16 protein-coding genes are annotated in these 14,903 nt (G+C 72.7%); 7 read left to right on the top strand and 9 right to left on the bottom strand.

Features of this window, described 5'->3' with window-relative positions:
* Positions 1-113: 113 nt before the first annotated feature.
* A complete protein-coding gene (locus IL992_RS08010; protein ID WP_193202650.1) occupies positions 114-752 on the bottom strand; it encodes a TetR/AcrR family transcriptional regulator in 639 nt (212 codons plus the stop codon).
* A 33-nt stretch (positions 753-785) separates the two neighbouring features.
* A complete protein-coding gene (locus tag IL992_RS08005; protein WP_193202649.1) occupies positions 786-1,736 on the bottom strand; it encodes a threonine ammonia-lyase in 951 nt (316 codons plus the stop codon).
* A gap of 76 nt (positions 1,737-1,812) precedes the next feature.
* Between IL992_RS08005 and IL992_RS08000 the strand changes: the two genes are divergently transcribed.
* Together IL992_RS08000 and IL992_RS07995 are read left to right on the top strand one after the other, a co-directional pair.
* The gene (locus IL992_RS08000) at positions 1,813-2,691 is read left to right on the top strand and encodes a LysR family transcriptional regulator (protein WP_193202648.1); all 879 of its coding nucleotides are present in this window, start codon (positions 1,813-1,815) and stop codon (positions 2,689-2,691) included.
* A 112-nt stretch (positions 2,692-2,803) separates the two neighbouring features.
* Positions 2,804-4,018, top strand: coding sequence for a serine hydrolase domain-containing protein (locus IL992_RS07995; RefSeq protein ID WP_226872474.1), 1,215 nt, complete (start codon positions 2,804-2,806; stop codon positions 4,016-4,018).
* A gap of 6 nt (positions 4,019-4,024) precedes the next feature.
* Here IL992_RS07995 and IL992_RS07990 read toward each other — a convergent pair whose 3' ends face one another.
* On the bottom strand, positions 4,025-4,543 hold the full coding sequence (locus IL992_RS07990) for a hypothetical protein (RefSeq protein ID WP_193202647.1): 519 nt from the start codon (positions 4,541-4,543) through the stop codon (positions 4,025-4,027).
* A gap of 271 nt (positions 4,544-4,814) precedes the next feature.
* Here IL992_RS07990 and IL992_RS07985 point away from each other — a divergent pair, with 271 nt between their 5' ends.
* Positions 4,815-5,948 carry a hypothetical protein gene (locus IL992_RS07985; RefSeq protein WP_193202646.1) on the top strand — a complete coding sequence of 378 codons (1,134 nt, stop codon included), beginning with the start codon at positions 4,815-4,817 and terminating at the stop codon, positions 5,946-5,948.
* Positions 5,949-6,027: 79 nt separating this feature from the next.
* On the opposite strand, the gene IL992_RS07980 is transcribed toward IL992_RS07985, so the two are convergent.
* A complete protein-coding gene (locus IL992_RS07980; RefSeq protein WP_193202645.1) occupies positions 6,028-6,573 on the bottom strand; it encodes a TetR/AcrR family transcriptional regulator in 546 nt (181 codons plus the stop codon).
* A 74-nt stretch (positions 6,574-6,647) separates the two neighbouring features.
* On the opposite strand from IL992_RS07980, the gene IL992_RS07975 reads away from it, so the two are divergent.
* Positions 6,648-7,505, top strand: coding sequence for an SRPBCC family protein (locus IL992_RS07975; RefSeq protein ID WP_226872473.1), 858 nt, complete (start codon positions 6,648-6,650; stop codon positions 7,503-7,505).
* A 42-nt stretch (positions 7,506-7,547) separates the two neighbouring features.
* Here IL992_RS07975 and IL992_RS07970 read toward each other — a convergent pair whose 3' ends face one another.
* The gene (locus IL992_RS07970; protein ID WP_193202643.1) at positions 7,548-7,835 is read right to left on the bottom strand and encodes a helix-turn-helix domain-containing protein; all 288 of its coding nucleotides are present in this window, start codon (positions 7,833-7,835) and stop codon (positions 7,548-7,550) included.
* 54 nt (positions 7,836-7,889) lie between these two features.
* On the opposite strand from IL992_RS07970, the gene map reads away from it, so the two are divergent.
* The 3 genes from map (at position 7,890) to IL992_RS07955 (ending at position 10,129) form a co-directional block, all read left to right on the top strand.
* A complete protein-coding gene (gene map, locus IL992_RS07965) occupies positions 7,890-8,657 on the top strand; it encodes a type I methionyl aminopeptidase (RefSeq protein ID WP_193202642.1) in 768 nt (255 codons plus the stop codon).
* 42 nt (positions 8,658-8,699) lie between these two features.
* Positions 8,700-9,338 (top strand): LysE family translocator, encoded by a 639-nt coding sequence (locus IL992_RS07960; RefSeq protein ID WP_193202641.1) that lies wholly within the window; start codon positions 8,700-8,702, stop codon positions 9,336-9,338.
* Positions 9,339-9,445: 107 nt separating this feature from the next.
* A complete protein-coding gene (locus tag IL992_RS07955; protein WP_226872472.1) occupies positions 9,446-10,129 on the top strand; it encodes a VC0807 family protein in 684 nt (227 codons plus the stop codon).
* Between the two features lie 37 nt (positions 10,130-10,166).
* On the opposite strand, the gene IL992_RS07950 is transcribed toward IL992_RS07955, so the two are convergent.
* Genes IL992_RS07950 through IL992_RS07935 form a run of 4 tightly spaced genes read right to left on the bottom strand, consistent with a single transcriptional unit; the run spans position 10,167 to position 14,890 of the window.
* Positions 10,167-11,762, bottom strand: a complete 1,596-nt coding sequence (locus IL992_RS07950; protein WP_193202640.1) for an acyl-CoA synthetase — start codon at positions 11,760-11,762, stop codon at positions 10,167-10,169.
* A gap of 18 nt (positions 11,763-11,780) precedes the next feature.
* Positions 11,781-12,929, bottom strand: a complete 1,149-nt coding sequence (locus IL992_RS07945; RefSeq protein WP_193202639.1) for a thiolase domain-containing protein — start codon at positions 12,927-12,929, stop codon at positions 11,781-11,783.
* Positions 12,930-12,938: 9 nt separating this feature from the next.
* A complete protein-coding gene (locus IL992_RS07940; RefSeq protein WP_193202638.1) occupies positions 12,939-13,976 on the bottom strand; it encodes a thiolase domain-containing protein in 1,038 nt (345 codons plus the stop codon).
* Positions 13,973-14,890 carry a Zn-ribbon domain-containing OB-fold protein gene (locus IL992_RS07935; RefSeq protein WP_193202637.1) on the bottom strand — a complete coding sequence of 306 codons (918 nt, stop codon included), beginning with the start codon at positions 14,888-14,890 and terminating at the stop codon, positions 13,973-13,975. The genes IL992_RS07940 and IL992_RS07935 overlap by 4 nt, the downstream gene beginning before the upstream one ends.
* Between the last annotated feature and the right edge of the window lie 13 nt (positions 14,891-14,903).

Raw genomic sequence — 14,903 nt, 5'->3', positions numbered from 1 at the left:
CTACTGGCTCTGGCCCGACGCTTGGTCGATGTGCTGTGGGCTCTGCTGCGCGACAACCGGGTCTTCTCCCCTGTTCCGCCGTCCCAGCTCACAGCGCTCGCCGCTTGACATGGTCATTGAGATTCCTCCGGGAGAAGTGCGGGGTCGGGGCAGAGCGCACGCAGACGCGCGAGCACGGCACGGCGGGCATGGACGAGGGCCTGCGCCCCGTCGTGCAGCCGGGAATGCACGATCACCATCTCGCCGAGCGCGTCGATCTCGTAGGCCAGCTGGGCCGGATCGACGCCGTCGGCCAGTTCGCCCAGCGTCACGGCCTCCGCGACCAGCCGGCGGATGAGCCCCTGCCAGTCGCGCATGGACCGGGAGAGCCGGTCGCGAACGGCTCCGGGACGGTCGTCGAACTCGGCCTGCACGGCGAAGAAGAAACATCCGCCGGGCAGCACGCCGTCGCCGTAGAAGGCCAGCCGCGCCTCGTGCAGCGCGAACAGGCGACGTACGCCCGCGGGGGCGCGCAGAGCGGGCCCCACCACCTGCTCGGTCCACTGCCGGACGGCCCACTCCACGGCGTCGAGCTGCAGTTGCTCCTTGTCGCGCCAGTGCGCGAACAGCCCGGACTTGCTGACGCCGGTCGCCGTCGCCAGCCGCCCCAGGGAGAGCCCGTCGAGCCCCTCGACGGAGGACAGCTCCACCGCCTGCCGGAGGATCGTCTCGCGGCTGCGCAATCCGCGTAGCCGCCGGCCGTCTTGTGTCACTCCTGCAAACTATATGACCGATCGGTCGGTCGTCTAATTCATCGAGCCCAGAAGGCGGGCCAACTCGGCCGGGCCGGCGTTGCCGCCCGTGCAGACCACGGCCACCTTCCGCCCGGCGAACTCCTCCCGCCGGGCCAGCAGCCCCGCGAGCGCGGCGGCTCCCGCTCCCTCGGCCAGGGTGTGGGCCTCGGTGAGCAGCAGCCGCTGGGCCCGCAGGATGTCGTCGTCGTCCACCAGCACGAAGTCGGCCAGGCCGTCCCGCATCACGGCCTGCGGGAGCGCGAACGCCGAACCGGTGGCGAGCCCCTCCACGACGGTCTTTATGGGCCGGGTCACCGGTTCCCGCAGCAGCCAGGAGTCGTGTGCGGCCGGAGCCTGGGCCGACTGGACGGCGATCACCCGGCAGCCCGGCGCGAGCGCGGCCGCGGCGAGGCACGCGGCGGCGGCCCCGCTGCCGCTGCCCACCGGCACGAACACCGCCTCCAGGTCCGGCCGGGCGGTGAACATCTCGACGTAGAGCGTGCCCACCCCGGCCAGGATGTCCGGCTCGTCGGCCGGGCTGATCAGCCTGCGTCCCGTGCGCTCGGCGAGGTCGCGCGCGTGCCCGGCGGTCTCCACCATCGTCGCGCCCCGGACCTCGACGGTCGCCCCGAGTGCCTCGACCGCCGCGACCTTGGCGGGGTTCGGGTTCTCCGGCATCAGGACGGCGCACGGCACGCCGTACAGGCGGGAGGCGTACGCGACGGACTGGGCGTGGTTGCCGGTCGAGTACGTGACGACCCCGCGGCGGCGATCGGCCATGCGGGCCAGCAGCGTGATGCCGCCGCGCACCTTGAACGCCCCGGTCGGCTGGACGTTCTCGTGCTTCACGTGGACCTCGGCGCCGACCGCCGCGTCGAGCACGGGATAGGACCACATGGGAGTCTCGGGCAGGTGCGGGGCGACGAGCCTCCGGGCGTCCAGGATGTCGCGGATGTCGGTCATGGCCTCCAGCCTGGCCGCCGACGGGACAATAGGTCCAACTGAAGTTCCGATGCGAATCCATAGACGGGATCGATGAATGCCGCTCGACGTCGTACGACTGCGGGTCCTCGTGGCCGTGGCCAGGACCGGCACGGTGACCGCCGCGGCGCGGGAGCTGCACTACTCGCAGCCCTCGGTGAGCCACCACCTCGCCCGGCTGGAGGCGGAGACGGGCGCGAAGCTGGTGCAGCGGGTGGGGCGCGGCATCCGCCTCACCGAGGCGGGCCGCCTGCTCGCCGAGCGGGGCGCGGAGATCCTCGGCCGCCTCGACGCGGCGTCCGCGGAGCTCGCCGCGCACGTCGGGCTGCGGGCCGGACGCGTACGGCTGGCCGCGTTCCCCTCGGCCCTCGGCACGTTCGTCCCCGCCGCCGCCGCGCGGCTCGCGCAGGACCATCCGGGGCTGGACCTGCGGCTGATGGAGGCCGAGCCGCCAGAGGCGCTGCGCCTGCTGCGGGCCGGCCGGGTGGACGTCGCCGTGGTCTTCCGCTACGGCGAGACCGCTCCCGAGGACGACGGCGTCCGCCTGGTCCACCTGCTCGACGACCCGAGCTTCCTCGTCACCCCCGCCGTGTACGGCGATGCCGGGGACCTGGCGGCGTACGCGGACGGGCCGTGGATCGCGGGGTGCGAGCGGTGCCGCGCGCACCTGCTCGCGCTGTGCGCCGAGGCGGGCTTCGAGCCGCGCGTCTCGTTCACCACGGACGACTACGTGGCCGTGCAGGCCATGGTCGCGGCCGGGCTGGGCGTGGCGCTCCTCCCTCGGCTGGCGATGTCGGCCCACCGCCACCCGGGCGTGCGGGTGTCCGAGCTGCCGGGATCGGACCGCCGGGTCTACGCCGCGACGTACGGCGAGCCGCCCGACCCGCCCGCCGTCGCCGCCCTGGTCGCGGCTCTCCTTCCCCGGACAGATGCGTAAAGCGTCTGCGTCGGCGGCGTAGATCCACTAGAAATTGGACATGCAGAAAATGTCGTTGTTCGCGTCCACATCTGAGGATCAGGGAGGTCTGAGCAGGAGGAACTTCCTCCAGATGGGTGCCATCGCGGTTCCCTCCCTCGCGTTCGGTTCGAGGATGCTGCCCGCGCCCGTCGTGGAGGCCACCGGGGTGGCGCCCGCCTCGCTCGCCGGGTTCGACACGCTGATGAAGACCTACATCAAGGAGCGAGGGATCACCTGCGGGCAGCTCGCCGTCTCCAAGGGCGGCAGGCTGGTGCTCGCCAGGGGCTACCGATACTCCGACGGCAGCCATGCCGTTCCCGCTGTGTCGCCCACGTCGCTGTTCCGCATCGCGAGCCTGAGCAAGCACATCACCGCCATCGCGATCATGCGGCTCGCCCAGGAGGGCAAGCTCAGCCTGACCGCCTCGGCCGCGAAGCTCCTCGGCCTGTCCACCTCGGCCGACCCACGGCTGGCGCAGGTGACGGTGTGGCGGCTGTTGCAGCACACCGGGGGCTGGGACCGGGACGTGTCCGGCGACTACCTGCACATGGACCGCGCCATCGCCAAGGCTCTCGGCGTGCCGCTGCCGATCACCCAGGACCACATCGTCAAGTACGCGAGCGCCCGGCCGCTCGACTTCGCCCCCGGCACGAAGTTCGCCTACAGCAACTACGGCTATCTGCTGCTGGGCCGGATCATCGAGAAGGTCTCCGGGACGAGCTACGAGTCCTACGTCAGGCAGAAGGTCCTGGCGCCCCTCGGCATCACCCGTCCGCGGCTGGGCCGTACGCTCCGGTCGCAGGCCGCCTCCGGCGAGGTCATGTACGAGTCGAAGTACACCGGCCAGACGATCCTGGACGAGACCGGCCAGGTCCTGCCCGCGCCGTACGGCGGCGGGTTCGGCATGGCCTGCCAGGGCCCCAACGGCGGCTGGATCGCCTCCGCGGTCGACCTGGTGCGCCTGGCCAAGGTGCTCGACGCGCCGAACACGGTGCTCAACTCGACCTCCATCGGCAGGATGCTCGCCAAGCCCGAGATCGGCGTGAACCAGTACGGCTCCTGGTATGGCGCCGGGCTGTGGGTGCGCCAGGTGACGGGACACGTCAACACCTGGCACGACGGCTCACAGCCCGGCACCTACACCTACATCGCGCGCCTGCAGAACGGCGTCACCTACGCCGCCCTGTTCAACCGGCGGGAGGAGAGCGGGTCCCCCGACTTCGACGTGCTCGCCGACCTGTTCAACGCCCAGATCGGGAAGGTGCGTCTCTGGCCCACCAACGACCTCAGCTCGCGCTACTTCTGACGAGGGTCAGGTGGGACTCGGCGTGGGGACGTCGTTGTCCAGTTCCCTGGCGGTCCACACGGCGACGCCGCTGCCCGGCAGCTGACTGATCCGGGACTGGAACGTGGCGGTGCCGTCCGTCGCGTCGTCGTCCTCCTCCGCGAAGACGATGAGGGACTGCCAGGTGCTCCACCTGTCCGCGGGGAAGAGCAGCCGGGGGCCGATCGACAGGTCCGGGTCGCCGAGCAGTCGCTCGCTGTCGACGGTCACCCAGCCGTACGACGGCCTCTGGCTGAGCCGTACGTGGATGAGCGCCGAGCCTCCCTCGGGCACGACGACCTCCGCGGGCGAGACGATGACGCTCGGCGTGGAGCTCACGGTCGGGGTGGGAGTGGGAACCGGGGTGGGCAGCAGGCGGGCCACGCGAGCCGATCCGCGCGGCGCGGCGTCCGCCGCACCCGGGACGAGCCCGGTCACCGCGGACGCCGCGGCCACGACGGCCGCGAGGACGACCGGGCCACGTAACCGGCCGTGGGGGAATCGCATCCGGCACCTCCATCGTGAGCTGGCCACACCGCCTCGCGCCGGCTGCCGCCGATCGCCGGCGATGGTCCCAGCGTCGGGTCTCCTCCGCCCGCTGTACAGGAACTCCGGCGGCCCGCCCTCGCCGTGGGCGGCGCGACGCGTGGCGGCCGCCCCCGCTCATCTCCCCGAACGCCCTCGACGGCCGCCGGGGCGGGGAGGCCGCCGCGCGTGAAGACCGGTGAAAGATTCAGATGAGACGATCCGGTTCCGGCCCTCATGCGATCATGTCTGGATGCGTACCGGTGCCGGAGCAGTCGCCGCCCTGGTCCTCGTGTGCGCATCCGCGATGACCTCCGACACGGCCCGGCACGACGCGGGGTGGACGGCCGGCCGCGCTGACGAGTCGTCGTCGCGGTGGACCCTGAGGTACGCCGCCAAGGACCACGCGGACTTTCCGTTGTCGATGGTCCCCGCGGCGGACGGCGGAGTGTCGCTGTTCATCAGGAGGAGACCGGGCCCCGGCTGGTCGATGCTGCGATGGGACGGGACCTCCTGGAGACGCGCCGGCCTGCCCGCGCAGTTCGCCAAGGCCTGGGGGCTCGAGATCGGCGGGTCTCCGTCCGGGGAGACGATCTGGGCGGCCGTGAGCGTCCCCCAGAAGTACGACACCGTGGCAGAGCACCTGTGGCGGTTCTCCGGCGGACGCTGGGCGCGCCTGCTCTCCCGGGACGCGACGTGGAACGGAGTGGTCGACATCTCCGTCGACTCGCGGGGCGGCGCCTGGTTCGTCACCGGCATGGACCCGGACGGGGCTCCCTCCACCGTGCTGCGCTGGAGCGGCAACGCCTGGCCTCGGCAGCCGTCGCCGCCGGATTTCGACCTCACCGCGGTCGCCGCGGCAAGCCCCGACGACGTGTGGATCGTCAGCCGGGAGCGGGGGGACAGAACGCTGCACTGGGACGGCGCGTCGTGGAAGGACGTGCCCTACCCGTGCGCCGTCGACTCCGCTCGTCCGCCCTGTCGCGGGCGTTCCCATCTGAGCGACCTGGACCTGGCTGTGCGGCCGGACGGCCAGGCGTGGGCGGCCGGGCCCTACTGGGCGGACGGTGGCAGCCCCGTCGTCCTCCACTGGGACCGCACCCGATGGGCGCAGGTGGGCACGGACCTGACGAGGACGGGCCTGACGGCGGTGCGCGTGGACCCCGAGGGCGGCGTGTGGATGGCCGCCCGTCCCGCGTCCGGCGCGCCCTACGTCCTCAACCTGCGCGACGGCGGATGGACCAGGTCCACCCTGCGGGCGGGCGGCCCCGGCGAGCAGATCGTCGACATCGCGCCCGTGCGGGGCACGACGCGGCTCTGGGTGCACACACGGCGGCCCGATCCCACGGGCGGCGGGACGACCTCGCTGGTGTACGAGCTCTCCTAGGGAACGGCGCGGCCGGGGCGTCAGCCGGCTTGGACCGCGCTACGGCGGCGGACCGGCTCTTCCCGAGGGGGCCGCGGGATCACCGCGGGAGGTCGAGACCCATCTCGGCGACGGCCGTCTCGACGAACTCGGCGGGGTCGTCGAGCATGCCGATCCGGCGGAGGGCGGCGACGCCGACGTAGACGCCGTACCCCGCGAGGACGCGCCGCCGGGCGAGGTCCGGGGACTGACCCAGCTCCTCGAGCGTCTGCCGCATGACTTCCAGGCGGCGCGCGGTGACGCGGCGCGCGACCTCGGCGACAGCGGGGTCGTCGGCCGCGCCGATCAGGCGGAAGGCGATCGCGGCGTCACGTGGGTCACCGAAGGCGGCCCCGAGGAGAGTGCGCATCCGCCGGGCCGGATCGGTGATCTCCCACAGGTTCGCGATGATCTGCTCGGAGTCCGCCTCCCACAGCGCGAGCGCGGCCTCGATGAGTTTCCGACGATTGGCGAAGTGCCAGTAGAAGCTGCCCTTCGTCACCCCGAGGCGGGCCGCCACGGGCTCCACGGCCACGGCGGCGAAGCCGTCCTCAGCGAGGGCGTCGAGCGCCGCCCTCGCCCAGTCCTGCGCGCTCACCCTCCCCATGCCGCCAGTCTTCCATACGCTTGCGTATAGTCGAACCATACGCAACCGTATGGAGGTCAGCGATGGTGCACAACGTGCATGAAAGAGTCGTCTCCGCCACTCCTGACCAGGTATGGGACATGCTCAGCACACTCGGATCCGAGCGCGACCGCCTCTGGCCGCTCCCCGGCACGTTCGCACTGCCGGAGGGCCTCGCCGAGGGCGCACCCGTACGGCACGGCCCGATGAGGTACCGGGTCGGGGTCGTCGAGCCCGGCAGCCGGCTCTGGTTCGACACCCCCGACGCCTTCAGCGGAGGCCACGGCTTCACCCTCGCTCCGGCCGAGGGCGGCACGCTGGTCCGGCACGAGGTGAGGGGACGCACGCTGGGGGTGATGCGCCTGCTGTGGCCGCTCGTCATCCGGCGCAAGCACAACGCCGTGGTGGAGGCGCTGCTCGACAACCTGGACCGGGAGATCTCGGGGACACCGCCGATCCTGCCCGACCCCGAGTTCGCCGAACGGCACGCCCTCGCCATCGAGGCGAGCGCCGACCGTGTGTGGGCCGCGCTGGCGTCGCTGCGGTTCACCCGCGGCTTCGTCCCCCTGCGGGAGAGACCCGGACACGAGGTCACCGTCGGCCTGGCCGGCCGGTGGTGGCGACCACCCGCCAAGGTGAACGAGCCCCGGCTTGCCGGGCCGGCCGACTTCGCGGCCTTCGCGCAGCCGGGCTACGCGAAGGGCACGTTCTCCTTCACCCTGCACACGCTGGGCAGCGGGCGAACGCTGCTGGTGACCGAGACGAGGGTGGTCACGACGAGCCCGGCCGCGCACCGGGCCATGCGCCGGTACTGGCGGATCATCCGGCCGGGCAGCGGCCTGATCAGGAGACTCATGCTCGTCGCGGTACGGCGCCGCGCGCACGGCAGGGGCCTGGCACCCGGCCTGCCATAGGGGCCGCGCCGTACACCCTCGGGCGGGCGACGCCGGCGGGCGTCAGCCGGCTTGGCGGAATTCGGCGGCCTGTCCCTGGCTGAACTGGCCCTCGGCGCAGGCGGCGGCCAGTTCGTCCAGCGACAGGTTCAGCGCGGCGGCGAGCGCCGCGACGGTGAAGAAGGCCGGGGTCGGCGCGCGGCCGGTCTCGATCTTGCGCAGCGTCTCGGCCGATAGCCCGGCCGCCGCGGCGACCTCGACCATGCTGCGCTCGCCGCGCGCCTGCCGGAGCAGGACGCCGAACCGCTCCCCCCGCTGCCGCTCCTCGGGGGTCAGGGGCACTCTCACCATGACCGTGATACTAATACCGGTATAGTTATTGGTGCCACCCCGGGAGGGCATGTCATGGTGGAAATCAAGACCGACGCCGCGCTGGACGCGATGCGGGAGGCAGGGCGCGTGGTGGCCCGCGCGCTCGACGCCGCACGGAAAGCCGCGGCCATCGGGGTGCGGCTCACCGACCTGGACGAGACGGCGCGGGCGGTGCTGCGTGAGGCCGGGGCGAGCTCCCCGTTCCTCGGCTATCGGCCGTCCTTCGCGCCGACCCCGTTCCCCGCCGTGATCTGCGTGTCCGTCAACGACGCCATCGTGCACGGCATCCCGACCGATTACCGGCTGCGTGACGGGGACGTCGTCGGCGTCGACTGCGGCGCGATACTGGACGGCTGGGCGGCCGACGCCGCCGTCACGTTCATCGTGGGCACGCCGCGGCCCGGCGACCTGGAGCTCGTCGACACCACGCGCCGGGCACTGGAGGCCGGGATCGCCGCCGCGACCGTGGGCAACCGCATCGGGGACATCTCGGCGGCGATCGGCGGGGTCGCCGAGCAGGCCGGATACGGCATGCCCAGAGACTTCGGCGGCCACGGCATCGGCCGCCGCATGCACGAGGACCCGTCGGTGCCGAACCACGGCCGGCCCGGCCGGGGCTACCCCCTGCGGCACGGCCTCGCGCTGGCCATCGAGCCGATGTTCATCGCCGGAGGCCGGGACGGTTACCGCACGGCGGCCGACGGCTGGACGCTGCACACCGTGGACGGCAGCCGGGCCGCCCACATGGAGCACACCATCGCGATCACGGAGGACGGCCCCCGCGTGCTGACCGCGCTCTAAATTCACATGCCGGAATGGCGCGGTGTCCGTACCATCCGAGCCATGCCGACTCTGCCCACGCTCGCCCTGTTCGCGGCCGCCACGCTGGCGCTGCTCCTGGTCCCCGGACCCGCCGTGCTCTACATCGTCACCCGCAGCGTGGCCCAGGGCCGTACGGCGGGCCTGGTGTCGGTCCTCGGCGTCCACGCCGGTTCGCTGGTCCACATCGCCGCCGCGGCGTTCGGGATCACCGCGCTGCTCGCCGCCTCGGCCACGGCGTTCGCCGTCGTGAAGTACCTGGGCGCGGCCTACCTCGTCTACCTGGGCGTCCGCAAGCTCGTGCGGCGGACCGAGGCGGCGGACGCCCAGGTCAAGGTGGCCTCGCCCCGACGGCTGTTCGGCGAGGGGTTCGTGGTCAACGTGCTGAACCCCAAGACGGCCATGTTCTTCCTCGCGTTCCTGCCGCAGTTCGTCGATCCGGCACGCGGTCCCGTGGCGCCCCAGGTGCTGGTGCTCGGGGCCGTGTGGGTCACGCTCGGCATGGCCAGCGACGGCACGTACGCGCTGCTGGCCTCGGTCCTGGCCGGGCGGCTGCGCTCCTCGGCGCGGGCCCGGCGGCGGCTCGACCGGGGCAGCGGCGTCGTCTACCTCGGCCTCGGCGCCGTGGCGGCCCTGGCGACCGAGGGCGCCAAGAAGCTCTGACGGCGACCGGGACATTTGTACTGCCGCAACCGGGATCGCTGAATCTACCCGGCTCCTCCGGCTTTCGAGACGCTTGATGCGCACACCGAGACGCGCCGGAGGAGCCGATGACGCAGACCCTGACCGCCCCGGCGAGAGCCGCGCAGCCCCAGCGGGGCAACCTCCGCAAGATGCTCATGCCGCTGGCGCTCGACGTCGCCGCGCCGATGGCGTGCTACTACCTCCTGCACGGCGCGTTCGGCATGAGCGAGGTCACCGCGCTGGCCGTGAGCGGCGTGATCCCGGCCGTCCGGGTGGTCGCCGGGATCGTCAGGGACCGCACCCTCAACGGGCTCGCCGGGCTGACGCTGGCGGTGAACGTGGCGGGCATCGCGCTGAGCTTCGTCACCGGCGACGCCCGCATGATGATCGCCAAGGACTCGGCCCTCAGCGGCGTGATCAGCCTGTTCATGATGCTCACGGCGTTCACCGCGCGCCCGGTGATGACCCCGGGCATGCGCGCGTTCATCACCCGGGGGAACGCGGTGCGGGAGGCCGCCTGGGAACGGCTCGCGAGCTCCGCCCGGTTCCGCCGCGCCGAGCGCCGCTTCACCGGCATCTGGGGCGGGGCGATGCTCGCCGATTGCGTGGCCCGGCTGATCGGCGCGTTCACGTTGCCGGTGTCCACCATGGTCTGGCTGTCCAACGTGCTGCTGATCGCCGCCCTCGTGGTGGGGCTCCTGGTAGCGGGCGCGTTCGGCTCCGGGCCGATCATGATGATGGTCAGCATCGAGGCGAAGGACGCCCGATGAGAGGCAGGGGCATCGACTACGACACCCTCGCCGCCGCCTACTCCGGCTGAGGCGCGCCGGCGGCGACCTGGCCGGCCCACCGGTAGTCGGCCTTGCCCGCCGGGGAGCGGAGGATCTCCTCCACGAACGCGTAGGTCCGCGGCACCTTGTAGCCCGACAGGCGGGTGCGGCAGTGGGCGTCGAGCTGCTGCGCCGTCGGCGCGGTCCCGTCGTAGGGCTGGACGACGGCCGCGACCCGTGAGCCCCAGCGTTCGTCGGGCACGCCGGTGACCACGGCGTCGAACACGGCGGGATGCCCCTTGAGCACCGCCTCGACCTCCTCGGGGAAGACCTTCTCCCCACCGGTGTTGATGCACTGGGATCCGCGGCCGAGGATGCGGATCGTGCCGTCCTCCTCGACCGTGGCGAGGTCGCCGGTGAGCAGCCACCGGACGCCGTGGGCGTCGGTGACGAAGGTGCGGGCGGTCTTGGCCGGGTCGTTGTGGTAGCCGGACGCGATCCGGCCGGTCCTGGCCACCGTGCCGATCCGCCCCGAGCCCGGTTCGACCGGGGTCAACGTCTCGTCGAGTACGGCCACGGCGGCGTTGGCGTTGGGCCGGTAGCGCAGGCCCGACTCGGGCGACGACCCGTCGACGGCGGACGCCGTGTAGCCGGACTCGGTCGAGCCGAAGTTGTCCAGGATCATCCTGCCGGGCAGCAGTTCCTCCAGCCGGGCGCGTACGGCCCCGCTGAGGATCGCCCCGGTCGAGCTGAGCGCGAACAGCGACGACAGGTCGTAGGAGCCGGCGGCGATCTCGTCGGCGAGGGGGCGGGCCATCGCGTCGCCGGTGATGTTCAGGCTGACGACCTTCTCCCGCTCGATCGCGCGCAGCACGGCGGCCGCGTCGAACCTGCGGACGTACACCATCGTGCCGCCCATCCACCAGGCGATGAAGGTGCCCACCTGCGCGGCGCCGTGCATCAGCGGGGCCGCCGTCATCATGACGATCGGCGACGCCGCGCCGCGCGCCTGCTCGATCACCGCCTCGGGCGTCTTCAGCGGCTCGCCGTACGGGTTGCCGCCGCCGAAGGCGTAGAACAGGTCCTCCGATCGCCACATCACGCCCTTGGGCATGCCGGTCGTGCCGCCGGTGTAGATGACGTACACGTCGTCGCCGGACCGGGGCGGGAACCCCCGGCTCTCTGGCTGCCCCGCCACCGCCTCCTCGTACGGCACCGCGCCCGGCACGGCGGTGGGACCCCCGACGGCGATAAGGTGACGCAGCCCGGGGACCTGCGCGGCCACGGCCGCGACCCGGTCGTCGAACTCCACGTCGAACACCAGGGCCGCGACGCCGGAGTCCCGGTAGAGGTAGAGCAGTTCCGACTCGACGTACCGGTAGTTGACGTTGACCGGCACGGCCCGCAGCTTCAGCGTCGCCAGCAGCGCCGCGACGTACTCCACCCCGTTGTAGAGCTGCATGCCCACGTGCGTGCCGTGGCCGACGCCGTGCGCGGCCAGATGGTGGGCGAGCCGGTTGGCGCGGGCGTCGAGCTCGGCGTAGGTCAGGCGGTCGTCGCCGCAGACCACCGCCACGCGGTCCCCGATGGCGTCGGCGAGCCCCTCGAAAAGATCGGCGTGGTTGAACTCCATCCGGCGGACCTCCCGCGCTCAGGGTTTACTGCTGCCCACGATCCACATCGCGAAGAACTGGGCGCCTCCGCCGTACGCGTGGCCGAGCGCGAGGCGCGCCCCCTCGACCTGGTGCTCCGCCGCCATGCCCCGCACCTGGAGCGCCGCCTCGGCGAAGCGGATGAGGCCGGAGGCCCCGATCGGGTTGGACGACAGCACGCCGCCGGAGGCGTTCCACGGGGTGTCGCCGCCGAGGGCCGTGCATCCGGCCTCGGTGAGCTTCCAGCCCTCCCCCTCGGCGGCGAAGCCGAGGTTCTCCAGCCACATCGGCTCATACCAGGAGAACGGGACGTACACCTCGGCGACGTCGATCTCCCGGCGCGGGTCGGTGACGCCGGCCTGACGGTAGACGTCGGCGGCACAGTCACGCCCGGCCCGCGGGCTGACGACGTCGCGGCCCGCCAGCATGATGGGCTCCGAGCGCATCGCCGTGCCGTGGATCCAGGCGGGTGTGCCGGTCACCTTGTCCTCGGCCGCGAGCACGATCGCGCAGGCGCCGTCCGACGACGGGCAGGTCTCCAGGTAGCGAATCGGCTCCCACAGCATCGGGGTCGACTCGACCATCTCCCGGTTGATCCCGGGGATGCGCAGGTGGGCGTACGGGTTCTTCAGCGCGTTCAGCCGGTCCTTGACCGCGACCAGCGTGCCGATGTGGTCGGGCGCGCCCGACCTGCGCATGTACTCCCTGATGTGCGGCGCGAAGTAGCCGCCCGCGCCCACGACCAGGGAGGCGTTGAAAGGCAGGTGCGTGGACAGGGCCCAGGTGGCGTTCGACTCCGACTGCTTCTCGAAGGCGACCACCAGCACCCGCCCGTGCACGCCGCCCTGGACCAGCGAGGCGCCGACCAGCGCGGTCGAGCCGCCGACCGAGCCCGCCGTGTGCACGCGCATCACCGGCTTGCCGGCCGCGCCGAGCGCGTCGGCGAGGTACGCCTCCGGCATCATCACGCCCTCGAACAGGTCGGGGGCCTTGCCGATGACGACGGCGTCGATGTCGGCGAACGTCAGGCCGGCGTCCTCCAGCGCCCGCAGGGCGGCCTCACGGACCAGCCCGGCGAGCGACACGTCCCGCCGTCTGGTCTGGTAGCGGGTCTGGCCCACGCCGATGACGGCACAGCGGTTTCCCACGGCGACTCCCTACGCGGACGTTTCGAGCACGGCGACGAGGTTCTGCTGCAGGCACGGTCCTGAGGTGGCGTGCGCCACCGTGCGCCCCGCCGAACCGTCGAGGATCCGCCGGGCCGCCTCGCCGATCCGGATCAGGCCGGTGGCCATCACCGGGTTGGCCGCGAGCGGCCCGCCCGACGGGTTGACCGTCACGTCGGCGGACAGGCCGAGCGCCTCGCGCAGGATCGGCTCCTCGTGGCTGAACTGGGTGTGCAGTTCGGCCACGTCGACCGCGCCATTGCCCACCCCGGCCGCCCGGCCCGCCTCGGCCGTGGACACCGACCGGGACAGGTCGCGCATACCCAGGTAGTGGGGCTCGGCGCGGTGCGCGATGCCGCTGATCCAGGCGGGCCGCCCGGCCAGCTCACGGGCGCGGTCCCCGGCGGCCAGCACCACGGCCGCCGCCCCGTCCGTGACCGGCGCGACGTCGTACGGCCGCAGCGGCTCGACCTCGAACTCCTGCCCTGACGGGTCGGGCAGGTCGAGGGCGTACGGGTTGGCCCGGCCGTCCGCCCGGCTGCGCCGTACGATCTCGTCCAGCACCGCTCTGTCCGCGTTCACCGCGGAGGCCTGCAGCGCGGCGTACGACACCTGGTCGAGCCCGAGCGGCGCCAGATAGTACGGATCGAGCTGGAGCGTCATGATCTCCCGGATGTCCGACATCGACGACTTGCCGAAGCCGTAGACCAGGGCGGTGTCGATGTCGCCGTGCTGGAGCCGCACCCACGCCTCGTACAGCGCGAAGGCGCCGTCCATCTCGACGTGGCTCTCGCTGATGGGCGGCCAGGCGCCGACCGCGTCGAGCGCCGAGACGAACGAGAACGGCGCCCCGGCCAGGTAGTCGCACGAGCCGGAACACGTGAAGCCGAACCTCTTCAGCCCGGTCGCCCGCTTGACCTCGTCGATGACCGGCAGCAGCAGCTCCGGCTCGGCCAGCCCGGTGTCGTGACCGGTGTGGACGGTCTGGGCGAAGGCGACGACCGCGATGTCCCGCGCGGGCCCACTCATTGGGCACCTCCGGTGGAGTCGTCGAGGTCGGCGTCCGGCTCCCCGGTCGGCTCGAACCACTTCACGTTGGTCATCGACAGCGTCCGTTCCTCGGGCGGCACCCACACAGCGCGCACCCGCATGCCCTGCCGCACCTCGCGCGCCGGCACCCCGCCGATCAGCGCGATCATCGGGGTGTCCGCGCCGTCCAGCAGCACGTACGCGGAGACGAACGGCACCTCGGGGGCCCGGGGGTCGGGCAGGTTGTTGATCGCGAAGGTGGTGACCGTGCCGGTGTCGGCGACCTCCACCTCCTCCTCGACGACCGAGCCGCACGCGGGGCACGACTCGCGGTAGGGCACGTAGACGGCGGAGCACTCGGCGCACCGGCCGCCGACGAACCTCCCGTCGCGCACGCCCTCGAGGAACCGGGTGAGCGCCCGGCCCGGCGTGACGCGATACTCGGCGCGCACGGGCGCGACGAGCGAGGTGACCTCGGGCAGGAAGCACTCGATGTCCGTGATGTGCCCGGCGGTGGCGGCCCGCCAGCGCGGGCGCACCCGCAGCCCCGGCCGCAGCGCCTTCGGGCTCCCGGCGTCCACCGCGTGGACGAGGGCGGTGTCGGCGCCGTCGAGTTCGATCAGCGCCCAGGCGAAAGGCCGGTCGAGCGGGTGGCCGGGGCGCGGGGAGCCGACCCAGGCCCACGCCTGGACGGTCCCGGCCGGGCCCACCTCCACGTACTCCTCGGTGACCGGCTCGCCCGTGTCCGGGTCGTACTCCAGCGGCGGCACCAGCACCCGTCCCCCGGCCGTACGGACCCCCACCAGCCGCCGGTCGCGCAGTTCGGTGAGAAACCGCCCGATGACGGGCCCGGTCGTCCGGGTGTAGCCGCCGGGGAACTCCAGGACGTGCGTCGCGACCAGGTCCTCGGACATGTCAGATGGCACG

It is taken from the genome of Microbispora sitophila, assembly GCF_014892245.1.
Lineage (GTDB): Bacteria > Actinomycetota > Actinomycetes > Streptosporangiales > Streptosporangiaceae > Microbispora > Microbispora siamensis.
Note: the sequence above shows the minus strand (reverse complement) of the source record. Positions and strands in the feature narration are given on the sequence as shown.

Bases quoted from the DNA above. Each gene is read 5' to 3' on its own strand.
- IL992_RS08005 (WP_193202649.1), bottom strand. From the start codon at position 1,736: ATGACCGACATCCGCGACATCCTGGACGCCCGGAGGCTCGTCGCCCCG.
- IL992_RS08000 (WP_193202648.1), top strand. From the start codon at position 1,813: ATGCCGCTCGACGTCGTACGACTGCGGGTCCTCGTGGCCGTGGCCAGG.
- IL992_RS07995 (WP_226872474.1), top strand. From the start codon at position 2,804: ATGGGTGCCATCGCGGTTCCCTCCCTCGCGTTCGGTTCGAGGATGCTG.
- IL992_RS07990 (WP_193202647.1), bottom strand. From the start codon at position 4,543: ATGCGATTCCCCCACGGCCGGTTACGTGGCCCGGTCGTCCTCGCGGCC.
- IL992_RS07985 (WP_193202646.1), top strand. From the start codon at position 4,815: ATGCGTACCGGTGCCGGAGCAGTCGCCGCCCTGGTCCTCGTGTGCGCA.
- IL992_RS07980 (WP_193202645.1), bottom strand. From the start codon at position 6,573: ATGGGGAGGGTGAGCGCGCAGGACTGGGCGAGGGCGGCGCTCGACGCC.
- IL992_RS07970 (WP_193202643.1), bottom strand. From the start codon at position 7,835: ATGGTGAGAGTGCCCCTGACCCCCGAGGAGCGGCAGCGGGGGGAGCGG.
- map (WP_193202642.1), top strand. From the start codon at position 7,890: ATGGTGGAAATCAAGACCGACGCCGCGCTGGACGCGATGCGGGAGGCA.
- IL992_RS07960 (WP_193202641.1), top strand. From the start codon at position 8,700: ATGCCGACTCTGCCCACGCTCGCCCTGTTCGCGGCCGCCACGCTGGCG.
- IL992_RS07955 (WP_226872472.1), top strand. From the start codon at position 9,446: ATGACGCAGACCCTGACCGCCCCGGCGAGAGCCGCGCAGCCCCAGCGG.
- IL992_RS07950 (WP_193202640.1), bottom strand. From the start codon at position 11,762: ATGGAGTTCAACCACGCCGATCTTTTCGAGGGGCTCGCCGACGCCATC.
- IL992_RS07940 (WP_193202638.1), bottom strand. From the start codon at position 13,976: ATGAGTGGGCCCGCGCGGGACATCGCGGTCGTCGCCTTCGCCCAGACC.
- IL992_RS07935 (WP_193202637.1), bottom strand. From the start codon at position 14,890: ATGTCCGAGGACCTGGTCGCGACGCACGTCCTGGAGTTCCCCGGCGGC.